15 protein-coding genes are annotated in these 15,579 nt (G+C 72.4%); 7 read left to right on the top strand and 8 right to left on the bottom strand.

What is annotated here, in order from left to right; genetic code table 11:
* Positions 1–9: 9 nt before the first annotated feature.
* Positions 10–969, bottom strand: coding sequence for an ATP-binding cassette domain-containing protein (locus ABZ738_RS07275; RefSeq protein ID WP_131053122.1), 960 nt, complete (start codon positions 967–969; stop codon positions 10–12).
* Positions 970–1,151: 182 nt separating this feature from the next.
* Here ABZ738_RS07275 and ABZ738_RS07270 point away from each other — a divergent pair, with 182 nt between their 5' ends.
* Positions 1,152–2,903, top strand: a complete 1,752-nt coding sequence (locus ABZ738_RS07270) for a biotin carboxylase N-terminal domain-containing protein (protein ID WP_131053123.1) — start codon at positions 1,152–1,154, stop codon at positions 2,901–2,903.
* A 90-nt stretch (positions 2,904–2,993) separates the two neighbouring features.
* On the opposite strand, the gene ABZ738_RS07265 is transcribed toward ABZ738_RS07270, so the two are convergent.
* Positions 2,994–3,890: a LysR family transcriptional regulator ArgP gene (locus ABZ738_RS07265; RefSeq protein WP_131053124.1), complete on the bottom strand. Its 897-nt coding sequence runs from the start codon at positions 3,888–3,890 to the stop codon at positions 2,994–2,996.
* A gap of 71 nt (positions 3,891–3,961) precedes the next feature.
* Here ABZ738_RS07265 and ABZ738_RS07260 point away from each other — a divergent pair, with 71 nt between their 5' ends.
* Together ABZ738_RS07260 and ABZ738_RS07255 are read left to right on the top strand one after the other, a co-directional pair.
* Positions 3,962–4,558: a LysE/ArgO family amino acid transporter gene (locus ABZ738_RS07260; RefSeq protein WP_176092555.1), complete on the top strand. Its 597-nt coding sequence runs from the start codon at positions 3,962–3,964 to the stop codon at positions 4,556–4,558.
* Positions 4,559–4,573: 15 nt separating this feature from the next.
* Positions 4,574–6,013, top strand: a complete 1,440-nt coding sequence (locus ABZ738_RS07255) for a GuaB1 family IMP dehydrogenase-related protein (protein WP_176092554.1) — start codon at positions 4,574–4,576, stop codon at positions 6,011–6,013.
* Between the two features lie 42 nt (positions 6,014–6,055).
* Here ABZ738_RS07255 and ABZ738_RS07250 read toward each other — a convergent pair whose 3' ends face one another.
* The gene (locus tag ABZ738_RS07250) at positions 6,056–6,658 is read right to left on the bottom strand and encodes a TetR/AcrR family transcriptional regulator (RefSeq protein WP_357211690.1); all 603 of its coding nucleotides are present in this window, start codon (positions 6,656–6,658) and stop codon (positions 6,056–6,058) included.
* An 85-nt stretch (positions 6,659–6,743) separates the two neighbouring features.
* Between ABZ738_RS07250 and ABZ738_RS07245 the strand changes: the two genes are divergently transcribed.
* The gene (locus ABZ738_RS07245) at positions 6,744–7,187 is read left to right on the top strand and encodes a DoxX family membrane protein (protein ID WP_131055332.1); all 444 of its coding nucleotides are present in this window, start codon (positions 6,744–6,746) and stop codon (positions 7,185–7,187) included.
* Between the two features lie 490 nt (positions 7,188–7,677).
* Positions 7,678–8,436 carry a DUF998 domain-containing protein gene (locus ABZ738_RS07240; RefSeq protein WP_131055330.1) on the top strand — a complete coding sequence of 253 codons (759 nt, stop codon included), beginning with the start codon at positions 7,678–7,680 and terminating at the stop codon, positions 8,434–8,436.
* 66 nt (positions 8,437–8,502) lie between these two features.
* Here ABZ738_RS07240 and ABZ738_RS07235 read toward each other — a convergent pair whose 3' ends face one another.
* Positions 8,503–9,906, bottom strand: a complete 1,404-nt coding sequence (locus ABZ738_RS07235; RefSeq protein WP_176092550.1) for an NAD(P)H-quinone dehydrogenase — start codon at positions 9,904–9,906, stop codon at positions 8,503–8,505.
* A 106-nt stretch (positions 9,907–10,012) separates the two neighbouring features.
* Between ABZ738_RS07235 and ABZ738_RS07230 the strand changes: the two genes are divergently transcribed.
* Complete coding sequence (locus tag ABZ738_RS07230) at positions 10,013–10,468, top strand: gamma-glutamylcyclotransferase (RefSeq protein WP_131055326.1); 456 nt, start codon at positions 10,013–10,015, stop codon at positions 10,466–10,468.
* Positions 10,469–10,562: 94 nt separating this feature from the next.
* On the opposite strand, the gene ABZ738_RS07225 is transcribed toward ABZ738_RS07230, so the two are convergent.
* The 3 genes from ABZ738_RS07225 to ABZ738_RS07215 form a co-directional block, all read right to left on the bottom strand.
* Positions 10,563–11,300, bottom strand: coding sequence for a hypothetical protein (locus ABZ738_RS07225; protein ID WP_357211687.1), 738 nt, complete (start codon positions 11,298–11,300; stop codon positions 10,563–10,565).
* 74 nt (positions 11,301–11,374) lie between these two features.
* Positions 11,375–12,307, bottom strand: coding sequence for a hypothetical protein (locus ABZ738_RS07220; RefSeq protein WP_357211685.1), 933 nt, complete (start codon positions 12,305–12,307; stop codon positions 11,375–11,377).
* A gap of 4 nt (positions 12,308–12,311) precedes the next feature.
* A complete protein-coding gene (locus tag ABZ738_RS07215; RefSeq protein ID WP_357211683.1) occupies positions 12,312–12,944 on the bottom strand; it encodes an MBL fold metallo-hydrolase in 633 nt (210 codons plus the stop codon).
* A gap of 113 nt (positions 12,945–13,057) precedes the next feature.
* Here ABZ738_RS07215 and ABZ738_RS07210 point away from each other — a divergent pair, with 113 nt between their 5' ends.
* Positions 13,058–14,071, top strand: coding sequence for a DUF4349 domain-containing protein (locus ABZ738_RS07210; protein ID WP_357211681.1), 1,014 nt, complete (start codon positions 13,058–13,060; stop codon positions 14,069–14,071).
* Here the strand turns inward: ABZ738_RS07210 and ABZ738_RS07205 are convergent.
* Entirely contained in the window at positions 14,028–15,290 is a 1,263-nt protein-coding gene (locus tag ABZ738_RS07205) for an amidohydrolase (RefSeq protein ID WP_131054493.1), read from the bottom strand. The genes ABZ738_RS07210 and ABZ738_RS07205 overlap by 44 nt on opposite strands.
* Positions 15,291–15,579 lie beyond the last annotated feature (289 nt).

The following is a 15,579-nucleotide window of genomic DNA, read 5'->3' as shown; positions in this document are numbered from 1 at the left end:
CTGGTCGGGTCAGGACTCGCGCAGCGAGCGGCCGGTCTTGGTGAGGAAGACGTCGTCGAGGCTCGGGCGGTGCAGCTCGATCGACTTGAGGTCGAGACCGGCACCGTCGACACGGCGCAGGATCCGCGGGATGGCGGTCGCGCCGTCGTCGACGAAGAGGCGCAGGCCGCCGTCCTCCAGACTCTCCAGCCGGTTCACGTACTCCTCGCCGTCGAGCAGCTTCTCCGCCTCGCCGGTGGCCACGATGTCGAGGCCGACCAGCACGACGTCGCCGGAGATCTCCCGTTTGAGGGCGGTCGGCGTACCCTCGGCGACCACCTCGCCGTGGTCCATGATCGCGATGCGGTCGCAGAGCGCGTCGGCCTCGTCCAGGTAGTGCGTGGTGATGAAGACGGTCATCCCGTCGGTCCGTAGCCGCCGGATCTCGTCCCACATGTGCGCCCGGCTCTGCGGGTCCAGGCCGGTGGTGGGCTCGTCCAGGAAGACGATCTTCGGCTCGTGGATGATGCCGAGCGCGATCTCGACCCGCCGTCGCTGACCGCCCGAGTACGTCTTGCACTTGCGGTCAGCGAACTCGCTGAGCTGGAACGCCTCCAGCGCGCGTACCGCCCGACGTTGGGCCTCGGCCTTGCCGATGCCGTACATCCGGGCCTGGAGCACGAGTTCCTCACGCGCGGTCGACTCGTCCCAGGTGCTGCCACCCTGGGCCACGTAACCGATCCGACGGCGTACCTCACCCGGGTTCTTGAGCAGGTCGGCACCGGCGATGGTGGCCTGCCCGCCGTCCGGCTCGATCAGCGTCGCCAGCATCCGCAACGTGGTGGTCTTGCCAGCGCCGTTCGGGCCGAGGAACCCGAAGATCTCACCGGCCGGGACGTCCAGGTCGACGCCGCGTACCGCCTCGACGGTCTTCGTCTCCCGACCGGCCCGGCTGCGGAACGACTTCCGCAGCCCTCTGGTCTCGATCATTTCCACTCCCCGCTCATGGCCACTCTCCGGCCATATCGTCACGGCACTCCACCACATCGGTACGACACCACGCCGCCGACGACCTGGCCAGACAGTGCGTCATCCCACACTGAGCGATCGTTCGGGGCACCACCGTGAGCTATAAACTCCCGGTCAGAAACCCGCCGGGAGGAGCCACCAAGGTGCGCAAGGTACTCATCGCCAACCGGGGCGAGATCGCCGTCCGGGTCATCCGCGCGTGCCAGGACGCCGGCCTGGGCAGCGTCGCGGTGTACGCGGACTCCGACCGGGATGCCCTGCACGCCACGCTCGCCGACGAAGCGTACGCCCTGGAGGGCGACACCGCTGCGAATACCTACCTCCGCATCGACAAACTGATCGACGTCGCTGCCCGGTCCGGCGTCGACGCGGTGCACCCCGGCTACGGCTTCCTCTCCGAGAACGCCGACTTCGCCCAGGCGGTCATCGACGCGGGCCTGACCTGGATCGGCCCCACCCCGCAGGCGATCCGCGACCTCGGCGACAAGGTCACCGCCCGGCACATCGCCCAGCGGGCCGGTGCTCCCCTGGTGCCCGGCACCCCGGACCCGGTGGACAGCCCGGACGAGGTGATGGCCTTCGCCGTCGACCACGGTCTGCCGGTGGCCATCAAGGCCGCCTTCGGGGGCGGCGGGCGTGGCCTGAAGGTGGCCCGCACCATGGAGGAGATCCCGCAGCTCTTCGAATCGGCCACCCGCGAGGCGGTCGCGGCCTTCGGTCGGGGCGAGTGCTTCGTCGAGCGGTACCTCGACCAGCCGCGCCACGTCGAGGCGCAGGTCCTGGCCGACCAGCACGGCAACGTGATCGTCGCCGGCACCCGGGACTGCTCGTTGCAGCGCCGGCACCAGAAGTTGGTCGAGGAGGCACCGGCGCCGTTCCTCACCGCCGCGCAGCGCACGCAGATCCACGAGAGCGCGAAGGCCATCTGCCGGGAGGCCGGCTACCACGGTGCCGGGACGGTGGAGTACCTGGTCGGCAACGACGGCACCATCTCCTTCCTGGAGGTCAACACCCGGCTCCAGGTGGAGCACCCGGTGACCGAGGAGACCGCCGGCATCGACCTGGTACGCGAGCAGTTCCGCATCGCCGACGGGGAGAAGCTGCGGCTCACCGAGGACCCGACGCCGCGCGGGCACTCCATCGAGTTCCGGATCAACGGCGAGGACCCGGGCCGGGGCTTCCTGCCCGCTCCCGGCACGGTGACCGCCCTGCGGCTGCCGAGCGGGCCCGGCGTGCGGGTGGACACCGGCATCTCGGCCGGCGACGTGATCGGCGGCAACTTCGACAGCCTGCTCGCCAAGGTCGTCATCACCGGGGAGACCCGCGCCGAGGCGCTGGATCGGGCCCGGCGGGCGCTGGACGAGATGGTGATCGAGGGGATGGCCACCGCGCTGCCGTTCCACCGCCTGGTGGTCCGTGACCCGGCGTTCACCGCCGAGCCGTTCACGGTGCACACCCGCTGGATCGAGACCGAGTTCGACAACACGGTTCCGCCGTTCACCGCGGTGGCCGACGGCCCGGCCGCCCCGGCCGAGCGCGAGACGATCGTGGTCGAGGTGGGCGGCAAGCGGCTGGAGGTCAGCCTCCCCGCCGGGCTGGGCGCGGGTACGGCGGGTGCCGCACCGAGCGCGAAGAAGCCCACCCGTCGGGGCGGCGGTGCCACGGGCGGCGCGGCGGCGGGCGGTGACGCGCTCACCTCGCCGATGCAGGGCACGATCGTCAAGATCGCGGTCGCCGACGGCGACACCGTGGCCGAGGGCGACCTGGTCGTGGTGCTGGAGGCGATGAAGATGGAGCAGCCGTTGCACGCGCACAAGGCGGGTACGGTCGGCGGCCTGGCCGCCGAGGTCGGCGCGGTGATCACCGCCGGCGCCGCCATCTGCACCATCGCCTGAGGCGTTCCCGGATGTAAGGAGGGGTCCCCTGCTAACGCCTGGTGTATAGCAGGGGACCCCTCCTTACATCTCAGCGCAGGTCCTGACATCTCAGCGCAGGGATTCGGCGGCCACCGTGCAGACGGCGGTGGTCAGCGCGGTCAGCACCGGCGAGTCGAGTCGCCAGTGCTGCCAGTAGAGCGGGGTGTCCAGCACCCGGCCGGGGGCGATGTCCACGCAGCGTCCGGCGGCCACGTCGGCGTCGGCGATCTGCTCGGCCATCATTCCCCAGCCGAGGCCGAGCCGGATCGACTCGTTGAACGCCGGGACCGACGGCACGTAGTGCACCGGTGGGTCGACCGCGTGCCCGGTCACCGTACGCAGGAAGCGGTGTTGGATCCGGTCCTTGCGGTCGAAGACCACCACCGGTGCGGCGGCTGCCGCAGCCCGGGTGAGGCCGTCGGCGAACCATCGTCGGGCCATCGACGGCGCGGCCAGCGCCCGGTAGCGCATCGTGCCGAGACGGCGTACCCGGCAGCCCTGCACCGCCTCGCGTTGGGCGGTCACCGCAGCGGTCACCACCCCGTCGCGGAGCAGGGCGGCGGTGTGGTCCTGGTCGTCCTGCCGGATGTCGAAGGAGAGTTCCGGCTGGTCGGGCAGCCGGGCCAGGGCAGCGGGGAACCAGGTGGCGAGCGAGTCGGCGTTGACCACGATCGCGACCCGGGTACGGTTCCGGTCGCCGCCGAGCGGCCCCCGGGCATCGGCCAGCGCCTCCCGTTCGAGCAGGGCGAGTTGCCCGGCCAGACGCAGCAGCGGTCGCCCGGCCTCGGTGGCGTCGCAGGGACGGTGCCGCCGGACGAGCACCTGCCCGACGGTCTCCTCCAGTGTCTTGATGCGCTGGCTGACCGCCGAGGGCGTGACGTGCAACAGGCGTGCCGCCGCCTCGAAACTGCCCTCCGCGACCACGGCGGCAAGTGTCCGGAGCTGGGTGGAGTCCAGACCGCCCATGCAGTTCAGCTTAACCGGATGAAGAATCTTTAGCTGGACTGATCCGTACCCGCGCTCCTACCGTCGGCGTCGTGCTCACCTCTGTCGTCGCCGGTTTCTCCCTCTCCATCGCCCTCATCGTCGCCATCGGCGCGCAGAACGCCTTCGTACTCCGTCAGGGTCTGCGCCGGGAACACGTGGTGCCGGTCGTCCTGACCTGCGCGATCTCCGACGCCCTGCTGATCGGCGTCGGCATCGCCGGGGTGGGGTCGGTGGTGGCGGCCCGACCCGACCTGCTCACCGCGATCCGCTGGGGCGGGGCCGCCTTCCTGCTCGGGTACGCGGCCCTGGCCGCCCGCCGCGCGTGGCGTCCGAGCGCGCTCACGCCGGCCGAGCGGCCCCCGGCGCGGCTCGGCGCGACGCTGCTGGCCTGCCTCGCCTTCACCTACCTCAACCCGCACGTCTACCTGGACACCGTGCTGCTGCTCGGCGGCATCGCGCAGCAGCAGCCGCACCGGTGGCTGTTCGGCCTGGGCGCGGCGGTGGCCAGCGTCGTCTGGTTCAGCGCACTCGGCGCGGGGGCGTACCGGCTCGCGCCGATGCTCGCCCGGGCCCGGGTCTGGCAGGTGCTCGACGGCGTGATCGCGCTGGTGATGGTGGTGGTAGCGGTCGCGCTGTTGGTGAGCTGAGGGAATGATGGCCGGGTGCGGTTCCTCAGTGGCGCGACTCCCGGGTACGACCTGACCTACAACGACGTCTTCATGGCCCCAGCCCGGTCGGAGGTGGGTTCACGGCTGGACGTCGACCTCTCCACCGGCGACGGTACGGGCACCACGATCCCGCTGGTGGTGGCGAACATGACGGCGGTCGCCGGCCGGCGGATGGCCGAGACGGTGGCCCGGCGCGGCGGCATCGCGGTGATCCCCCAGGACATCCCGATCGAGGTGGTGGCCGAGGTCGTCGCCTGGGTCAAGCAGCGGCACCTGGTGCACGACACGGCCATCGCGCTGGGCCCGAACGACACCGTCGGTGACGCGATCCACCTGTTGCCCAAGCGGGCGTACGGCGCGGTGATCGTGGTCGACGAGGAGAGCCGCCCGATGGGGGTGGTGACCGAGGCGGACACGGTCGGGGTGGACCGCTTCGCCCAGTTGCGCGATGTGATGTCGGCCGATCTGCACACCGTGCCGGTGGACGCGGATCCGCGTACCGGCTTCGACCGGCTCAGCGTGGCGCGGCGGCGGTTGGCGCCGGTGGTGGACGGCGAGGGTCGGTTGGTCGGGGTGCTCACCCGGCCGGGCGCGTTGCGGGCGACGCTCTACCGACCTGCGGTGGACGCCCAGGACCGGCTGCGGATCGCGGCGGCGGTGGGCATCAACGGCGACGTGGCGGGCAAGGCGTCGGCGCTGCTGGAAGCCGGGGTGGACACCCTGGTCGTGGATACCGCGCACGGCCACCAGGAGCGGATGATCAGCGCATTGCGGACCGTCCGGGGTCTCGACCCGGGCGTACCGGTGGCGGCCGGCAACGTGGTCACCGCCGACGGCGTACGCGACCTGGTCGCGGCCGGTGCGGACATCGTCAAGGTGGGCGTCGGACCCGGCGCGATGTGCACCACCCGGATGATGACCGGGGTGGGTCGCCCGCAGTTCTCGGCGGTGCTGGACTGCGCGGCTGCCGCCCGCGAGCTGGGCCGGCACGTCTGGGCCGACGGCGGGGTACGGCATCCGCGTGACGTGGCGCTGGCGCTGGCCGCCGGTGCGTCGAACGTGATGGTGGGCTCCTGGTTCGCCGGCACCTACGAGTCGCCCGGTGACCTCTACACCGACGAGGACGGCCGGCGGTACAAGGAGAGCTTCGGGATGGCCTCGGCGCGCGCGGTCAGCGCCCGGACCGGCGACGACAGCCCCTACGACCGGGCCCGGAAGGCGATCTTCGAGGAGGGCATCTCGTCGGCCCGGATGTACCTGGATCCGACGCGGCCCGGGGTGGAGGACCTGATCGACGAGATCATCTCCGGCGTACGCAGTGCCTTCACCTACGCCGGCGCACGGAACCTGGACGAGTTCCACGATCGGGTGCTGGTCGGGGTGCAGAGCACCGCCGGTTACACCGAGGGGATGCCGCTGCCGACGAGCTGGTGACAGTCGGCTGGTGACAGTCGGCTGGTGACGGCCGGGGTTCGCTCAGCCGGGGTCCGCCGCCGGAGTGAAGAGGCGCTCGATCACCGTTCGGGCAACCTCTCGCGGGTCGTCACCCACCCCGGGTGGTAGCGCGTCGGCCAGCCAGAGCGTGGCGAAGCCGTGCACGATCGACCATGCGGCCAGGGCGTCACCAAGCGGCCCGTGCACGCCGCCCCGCCCGTCGCCGGCGTCCGTCGAAGCGGCGGGCAGTGCCGTCACCCCGGCGTGCAGGGCGGCACCGGCACGGTCCCGGGCGGCCCGGACCTCGGCGGCATCGGATCGGTAGAGATCGGGGTGGAACATCACCTCGAAATGGGCGCGGTGCCGCACGGCGAAGTCGACGTACGCCACGCCGAGGTCCAGCAGTTCGCCGCCGGTCGATTCCAGCGCCTCGGCGAGCAGGTCGAAGCCCTGCACCGCGAGCGCGGTGAAGAGGCCGGCCCGGTCGCCGAAGTGGTGGGCCGGGGCGGCGTGCGAGACGCCGGCACGTCGGGCCAGGTCACGCAGGCTCAGCGCCGCCGGGCCCGACTCCCTGATCGCCTCCTCCGCCGCAGCGAGCAGGGCACGAGGCAGGTCGCCGTGGTGGTAGCCGCGGGTGCCGGTCATCACCCGAGCCTATCTTGCCATTGACAAGATACGCCATCACGAGCCAATCTTGTCGGCGACAAGATTGGTCTTCGAGGAGGTACCGATGGCTCCGCTGATCGCCCTGGTGGCGGGCACCGCGCTCGCCCGACTGGCCGGCCTGGTCGGGATTTCCGTGCTCGACGGCTGGCACCCGGCCCTGCGGGTCGGGCTGGCCGTGATGTTCGTGCTGACCGGGATCGCACACTTCACCGGCCGGCGACGCGACCTGATCGAGATGGTCCCACCCCGACTGCCCCGACCGGACCTGCTGGTCACGGTGACCGGCGTGCTGGAACTCGTGGGCGCGGTCGGCCTGCTGGTGCCGGCCACCGCCCGCTGGACCGCCGCCGGACTGGCCGTACTGATGCTGGCGATGTTCCCGGCGAACGTCTCGGCCGCGCGCCGAGGACTCACCCTGGGCGGGCGCCCGGTCACCCCGCTCGGCGTCCGTACCGCACTCCAGGTCGTCTTTCTCGCCGCCGCCGTCGCGGTCGCCGTCGGGCCATGACCGATCAACGCCGCCGGGTTCTCACCCGTCATCAACGGTGGCGGGCGGCGGAGGGTGGCCGGGCCGCTGGCACGGGACCTGCCAGCGGCCCGGCGGCGACCCGGGCACCAGGAACGGGGGACCCGGCGCCCACTGGGCCGCGCGCCGACAACGGTACGCGTCCCGACGCCGATCCCGCGACCATCGATTGGCGACGACCCTGCCCGATCTCCCTGGTAGTAGTGCCGAAAGGTGCCCGTCGGCCCCGGGGCGGGAGACGGTGCGGCTGGTCATCAGCGCCCGCGACCGACGCGGTGATGTCGGACACTCCGTCACTCTCGGTATGTTCCGGTCAACTCACCCGGTGACCGGACAGAGGTGACACGCTCCCCTCCGGTACCCCGACGCCCGTCACCGGGGAAAGCCGGATCGACACTCGGGGTGTCCCCGAGGACGGATTTCGGTGCTCGTCCCGGATCCGTCTGAGGTGCCCGCCGCGACAGGCTGAGCCATGCCTGCAACCCGGAACAGCGCGACGCTGGCGCTCGGCGGCATCGTCCTCGCGGCACTGCTCGCCGTGATCGGCCACGCGGGTGTCGAGGACCTGGACCCGCTGCACCTCACCGTCAGCGACTACGCCGTCTCCGAGTCCGGCGGCGCCATCCACCTCGCCATGCTCACCCTCGCCGCAGCGTCCGCCGTGCTCGTCCTGGGACTGCGCCGCCTCGACCGACCCGCCGGACCGGCCGGTACCGGCCGTGGTGGAGTCGGCGCGGCCCAGGTGCTGCTCGCCGCCTGGGCCGGGGGGCTGCTGCTGGCCGGACTGGTACCCACCAACCCGCCCGGCACCGAGATGGACACCGCCGCCTACCTGCACCGGTATGCCTCAGTGGTCGCCTTCCTGGCCCTGCCGCTCGCCGGTTGGCTGATCGCCGCCCAGTTGCCCACCACCGCTCGCACCGCCAGCACGGCTGGTACCGCCAGCACCGCTCGCACCGCCCGGTGGCTGCGCGCGCTGGCCGTCGCCAGCCTGCTCCTCGCCGCCGCGATGATCTGGTCCGCCTACCCCGGCGACCGCGCCTACTACGGCCTGATCGAGCGCGCCCTCATCCTCGCCGAGGTTGTCCTGCTCACCGTCCTGGCCGCCACCCTCCTCCCCACACCCCGCCCCGGGCCTCTCCCCGGCGATCCCGGCGATCCCGGCGATCATGGAGTTATGGCTTCGACAAAAGCCGCCGAAGTGCACCTATCGGCAGGCACAACTCCATGATCGCGGGGGCTCAGCGGGCGGGGACGGGCACGGCGGGGGCACGGCGGGGGTGCGGCGGGCGGGTGGTTATTCGAGTTCGTGGAGCATGAGTTGGCGGGCGGCTTCGGTGAGGGAGCCGGAGAGGCTGGGATAGATGGTGATGGTCTGGGCCAGCTCGTTGACGGTGAGGTTGTTCTCCACCGCCATCGTGATCGGCAGGATCAGTTCGCTCGCCTTCGGCGCCACCACCACGCCACCGATCACCTGACCGCTGGCCGGACGGCAGAACAGCTTGACGAAACCGTCGGCCACCTCGTCCATCTTCGCCCGGGCGTTACCGGCCAACGGCAGCATCACCTGCCGGGCCGGCACCTTGCCGGCGTCCATCTCGTCCTGCGACACACCCACGGTGGCCAGCTCGGGGTCGGTGAAGACGTTCGCCGAGACGGTACGCAGCCGCAACGGCCGGACCGCCTCGCCGAGCGCGTGCCACATGGCGATCCGGCCCTGCATCGCGGCGACACTGGCCAGCGGCAGGACACCCGTGCAGTCACCGGCCGCGTAGATGCCGGGGACGTTGGTGCGGGAGACCCGGTCCACGGTCACGTAACCGCCCCGGGCCAGCGTGACGCCGTACTCGGCCAGGCCCAGCTCCTCGGTGTTCGGGATCGAGCCGACCGCGATCAGCGCGTGCGAGCCGTACACCTTGCGGCCGTCGGAGAGGACGACCTCGACGCCGTCGTCGGTCCGGCGGACCCCCTCGGCGCGGGAGTTGTTCAGGATGCTCATGCCCCGGGCCCGGAAGACCCGCTCGATCGCCTGCGCCGCGTCGGCGTCCTCGTGCGGCATCACCCGGTCCCGGCTGGAGACCAGGGTGACCTCGACCCCCATCGCCAGGTAGGCGCTGGCGAACTCGGCGCCGGTCACGCCGGAGCCGACCACGATCAGGTGCTCGGGCAGCTCGGGCAGGTCGTACACCTGCCGCCAGGTGAGGATGCGCTCGCCGTCGGGCACGGCGGTGGGCAGTTGGCGGGGGGTGGCGCCGGTGGCGACCAGCACCGTCGAGGCACTGATCGAGTACGGTGCCGCGCCGCCGTCGGGCGTGACGATCACCCGGTGGGTGTGGCCGAGGGTGTCCTCACCCAGCCGGGCCTGCCCGGAGACGAAGGTGACCCCGGCCTTGAGCAGCTTCGCGTGGATGTCGGACGACTGCGCCAGGGCGAGCCGCTTGACCCGCTCGTGGACCGCCCGGGCGTCGACGGTGACCGCCTCCAGGCCGTCGGAGTGCACCCCGAACACCTCGGTGTCCCGATATCCGGTCACCACCTCGGAGCTGGCGATGAACGTCTTCGACGGTACGCAGTCGGACAGCACGCAGGCTCCGCCCGCGCCGTCGGCCTCCACCACGGTGACGGCGGCGTCCAGTTGAGCGGCGACCAGCGCGGCCTCGTAACCGGCCGGCCCCCCGCCGATGATCACGATCTGGCTCACCACGACCGCCCTTCGTCCATGCTCACAGTGACTTTCTTCTCCCCGACGCGTCCGACACGCACCGTCGTATTCTCCCCCACCCGCCCGGCGGGCTATCGTCATCGCCGTGCGTCTGTACGCCGCCTACGGCTCGAACCTGGACCCTGCCCGAATGCGGGCCTACTGCCCGCATTCCCCCATGGTGGGCATCGGCTGGCTGGAAGGCTGGCGACTCACCTTCGCCGGCGAGGACGTGATCGGCTGGGAGGGTGCCGTCAGCACCGTGGTCGAGTCCCCCGGCGACCGCGTCTTCGTGGCGCTCTACGACATCCACGCGTACGACGCGGCCCAGCTCGACGAGATCGAGGGTGTCACCGCCGGTACGTACCGGAAGCTGACCGTCCGGGTCTCGACGCTGGACGGCGACGTGACGGCGTGGGTGTACGTCTTCGACGGCTACGAGGGTGGCCTGCCCACCTCGTGGTACGTCTCGGAGATCGCGAACGCCGCCGAGAAGGCGGGCGCGCCGGACGACTACGTCGTCGAGCTGCGGTCCCGCCCCACCGGCACGGCGTCGGCCTAGCGCGTCTCCCACACCCCCAGTCTGCTACCGACCGGCGGCGCCCTGCCCGGCACCCCCGCCGAGCCGGACGCCGGTCACCGCCCGACACCGCCGGTCAGCCCTGCGTGTGCGCCCGCGCCTCGGTCAACAACTCGACCAGTTCGGCGCCGTCGGCCGGGCCGAGCACGGCGAAGGCGGGCGCGACCAGACGGTCGGTCACCGCCTCGGCCCAGAGCCGGCGACGCACCAGCGGCCCGACCGGCGGGTACGGTGGCGGCCACCCGCAGGCCATCGCCCCGCTCTCGCCCTCCGGCCCGGCCAGCACCGCCTCCAGCGGCGTCATCCCGCCGGCCCGTACGGCCACCAGGTGCGCGCCGGTGAAGTGCTCGCGGAGCAGGCGCAGCCCGGCGGCGGCCCGCGCACCCGGGCTCCCCGGCTCGGAGGGCACGGCCCGCCAGGCGGCGAAGAGCGGCATGGCGCTGGCGTCGGCCGCCGCGACGGTCCGTTCCAGGAGGGTGGCGAGCCGGTCGACGCGGGGCAGCGCGGAAAGCTGGTCCTCGCCCCAGCGACAGCACTCGGCCAGGCTGGCGGCGGCCACCTCGGTGGGGCGTACGGTGCGGGCGGCGGCGTCCCAGCCGTCGGCGACGGCGTCGGGGGCGATGAACCCGAGCGCGGCGGCGACCGTCTCGGCCCGTACGTCACCCAGTGCCCCGGCGCGCCCGGTGATGTAGAAGGCCCAGCCGGAGATGCCGAGCAGCCGGGCCCGACGCAGCGTGGTGGGGCACCGGACGTACGCCTCGCCGAGCGCGAGCACCACCGGCTTGCTGGCCGCCGCCACCTGTTCCGGGGTCATGCGGTGCCGCCCGGCGCGCAGGCGTCCGAGCGTCCGTCCACGAAGGATCCGACCGAAGGTCCGTCCATGACGGATCAGTCTGCCGCGCCGGTGCCCGAGTCGGCATCCCCCTCCTCGGCGGTCAACGCCTCCATCGCGGCCTCCACCTCACCGGTGCGTCGCCGGGCGACGGCGGCGGCCCGTTCGGCGGCCCGGCGGGCCAGTCGGGACCGGCTCAGTTCCTGCTCGGTGACGGCCCGGCGGCGTTCCATCTCGGCCAGTTCCGTCTCGACCGCGTCCAGCGCGGCCGTGCCGGCGCGCTCGGCGGACTGCGCGGCGTCGAGGTCCGTCTCGGCCCGTTCCTGGTCGGTACGCGCCCGGGTCAGCTCCTTCTCCAGCGCCCTGCGGCGGCGGGTCAGCTCGGCACGGGCGGCCCGTCGGGCCTGTTCGGCCCGCATCGCGCCGCGGTCCTGCCGACGGTCGGATGGCGCCGGTGCGGGCGGCTCCTCCTCGCCGGTGACCAGCCGCAGTTGGGGCCGGGGCACCTCGCCGAACCCGGCGTAGTGGGCGGGGCGGAGCAGTCGACCGGATCGCACCTGCTCGGCCACGCCGGGGTCGGCGAGGGCCGCGTTGAGGGTCGCCTCGACCTCGGCCAGCGGCAGCTTCCCGGCCGACGGCGCCCCCGGCACGTCGGCGGCGAGCCGGCGTACCTCGGCGACCAGGGCGGCGACCACGGACCGCCGCTGCGCGGAGAGTTCCCGCAGGCGCGGACCGCGTAGCTCGCGCTGGGCGTCCCGCAACGCGTCGGCCAACTGCGCCAGGTCGCCCACCAGCTCGGGTCGCTCGATGGCGAGCAGGTTGACCAGCCAGGCGGCGACCGTGGGGCGACGAAGTCGGGCGATCTCGCGGGCTCCCCGCACGTCCCCGGCGTGCCGGGCCTGCGCCACCGCTTCGTCGCGGGCGGCGACGAAACGGTCCGGTGGCGTGCGGTAGAGCCGCGGCACCGGGTCGGACGGCGGTGCGGGCATCGACTCAGCCGTCGAGCCGGCTGCCCGGCTCCAGCCGTCGGTACTCGCTGCCGGACAGGGCGGTGTACTGCCGGTCGAGCACCGCGAGGCCGTTGCCGTTGAGCAGGGCGTCGTGCAGCGCGTAGACCCGGCGCGGTGCCACCGCCCGGATGAAGTCGACCACCTCGGAGAACTTCGACCAGGGCGCGTGAATCGGGGCGAAGAGCGTGTCGACCTGGATGTCGTCCGGCACGAACAGCGCGTCGCCGGGGTGGTAGACCACCTCGTCCAGCAGGTAGCCGAGGTTGTCGACGAGCGGGATGTCCGGGTGGATGACCGCGTGCCGACCGCCGTAGGCGCGGACCGGGACACCGGAGGCGGTGAACGTGTCTCCGGGGGCGACCGGGCGCAGCGCCTCGGCCGCGTCGCCGAGCGGTCCGGCCACCGAGGCCGGTCCGTGGATGGTGAACGGCCGCCGGGCCAGTTGCCGGTTGATCGCCTCGGCGTCCACGTGGTCCTGGTGCTCGTGGGTGATCAGGACCGCGTCGGCCCCGTCCAGTGCCACGGCGGCCTCGCTGAACACACCCGGATCGACGACCAGCACTCCCCCGTCGTGCTCGACCCGCAGGCACGAGTGGGCGTACTTGGTGATCCGCATCGTGATGCCTCCCATATCGAATCGTGACGTCCTGAGCGCAGTCTGCCGGAACCGGGGAGGCAGCGCTCGACGTCCGAGCTATCACCCGCTCAGGGTCGAAGAAGGGAACATCGATGACTCCGACAAGAGCCCGCCGGCACGCGGCGACGGGACTGACTGCGCTGGTCATGCTGCTGGTGGTGACCGGCTGCGGCAGTGGCGACAGCGGCAGCGACAGCGCGGCGACCTCCGACGAGGCGGGCCGGGCCGCCGCGCCGCAGGCGGCGGACGGCGCCGGTCCGGCGGGCGAGCGGCCCGGTCCGGCGGATCAGCGGGGCGGTGCCGGCGCGGCGGCGGACACCCGGGTCGACCAGCGGTCCATCGTCTACACCGGATCCATCCGGGTGCAGGTGGACGACGTGGAGGCCGCGGCACGGGCGGCGACCGGTGCGGCCACCCGGGTGGGTGGCTTCGTCGGCGGCGACCAGCGCCGCAGCTCGGACGCGGACGCGGTCGCGGAACTGACCCTGCGGGTGCCGGCGGACCGGTTCTATCCGGTGGTCGAGGAGTTGGCCGGTCTCGGTCGGCAGGAACGCCGGCAGATCGACACCGAGGACGTCACCGAGGAGACCGTCGACCTCGATGCGCGGATCGCCACCCAGCGGGCCCGGGTGGAGAGCGGTCGCCGGCTGCTCGACCGGGCCGACTCGATCGCCGACCTGGTCAGCCTGGAGAACGAGCTGGCCCGACGGGAGGCCGACCTCGCCTCGCTGGAGGCGAAGAAGCGGCGGCTCGCCGATCTGACCGCGCTCTCCACGATCACCGTGACGCTGGTGGGGCCGGACGCCAGCACCGCCGACGAGGAGCGGGAGATCGGCTTCCTGGCCGGGCTGAGCGGGGGCTGGACGGTCTTTCTCGCCTCGATGACCGTCCTGCTCACCGTGCTCGGCGCGGTGCTGCCCTGGCTGCTGGTCCTCGGCGTACCGCTGGGCGCGCTCTGGTGGTGGAGCCACCGCCGACGCCGCCGGGTCCGCCCCGAGCCGGTGCTGGTCGCGCCGATCGGCACGCCGCCACCGCCCGGGGTGGGCCTCGGGTCGTCGTCGGTCAGCGAACCGCCGCCAGTGCCTGGAGCGCGGTCTGCACCATGAGTCGTACGCCCGCCGGGATGCACCGTTCGTCCACGTCGAACGACGCCCGGTGCAGGTCCACGTTCGGCCCGGAGCGGCCGACCCCGAGCCGGGCCAGCGCGCCGGGGACGTACTCCAGATACCAGGAGAAGTCCTCGCCGCCCATGCTCTGCGGGGTCTCGGCGACGCCCTCCGGGCCGAGCGCGGCGACGGTGGCCGAGGTCAGCACGTTGATCGCCGCCGCGTCGTTGCAGACCGGCGGGCGGCCCCGCAGGTACTCCAGGTCGACCGTGGCCCCGGTGGGGGCGATCACGTCCCGGACCACCTGGGTGACGATCTTCGGGGCCTGTTCCCAGGCGTCCCGGTCCATCACCCGCAGCGTGCCGGAGGCGGACGCCTCGGAGGGGATGACGTTGTAGCGGGTGCCGGCGGAGGCGTGGCCGAAGACCAGCAGCAGCCCGCTGTTGGCCGGCACCCGGCGGCTGATCAGCGCGGGCACCTCGGTGATCAGCCGGCCGAGCGCGTCGACCAGGTCGACGGTCAGGTGCGGGCGGGCGGTGTGCCCGCCCGGCCCGGTGAGCCGGACGGTCACGTTGTCGGCGGCGGCGGTGATCGGCCCGACCCGCAGGCCGACCTTGCCGACCGGCTGGTTCGGGTCGCAGTGCAGCGCGAAGATCTGCACCACGTCGTCCAGTCCGCCCGCCTCGATCACTTCGAGCGATCCGCAGGGCAGGATCTCCTCGGCCGGCTGGAAGATCAACCGGACCCGGCCGGGCAGCTCGCCCAGGTCGGCGAGTTGGGCGAGCAGCATGCCGACACCGAGCAGGATCGTGGTGTGCACATCGTGCCCGCAGGCGTGGCAGACCCCGTCCACGGTGGAGCGGTACGGCACGTCCTTGACGTCGGTCAGCGGCAGCGCGTCGATGTCGGCGCGCAGCGCGATCACCGGCCCGTCGGGGCGGCCGTTCACGTCGCAGATGACCCCGTTGCCCTTCGGCAGCATCCGGGGGCTGAGCCCGGCCAGGGTGAGTTCCCGGGCGATCAGGGCGGCGGTGTCGAACTCCGAACCGGACAGCTCCGGATGCGCGTGAATGTGACGGCGCGTGGCGATAAGGCCCGGTACCCGGAGGGCGAGCAGGTGGTCCAGCTCGGACGGCAGGGGCTGGCCACCGGTCGGTGGCGCCTCGGGCCAGGACGACGCCAATTGCTCGCCGGTCGGCATGGTCAACGCACTCGTCACGTCGAATTCTCGATCACTAGAAATGGATGGATCATCGGGGACAGCAGACAGCGTAGACCCCTGAAGGTAACTCTGCGCAACCTCGTTCCGGTGATGGTCGGACCGCACAGCGTCACGTATGCCCTGCTTGGAGTGCCCGTAGACGGGTGGGACAGCAGGTAGATCGCGTTCGTACGCTGCCATCCGCCCCCCACCTCCTACAACGCGTAATCGGGGATGCGGGCGGAGAATCTTGTCGAAACTCGTCGCCCGTCGTTCCGAATTGTCGCATTAGTCGGCGCGATGAACT

Origin of the sequence: Micromonospora sp. NPDC047793, assembly GCF_040642635.1 — a bacterium.
GTDB lineage: Bacteria > Actinomycetota > Actinomycetes > Mycobacteriales > Micromonosporaceae > Micromonospora.
This window is presented reverse-complemented; position numbering and strand designations above follow the sequence as displayed.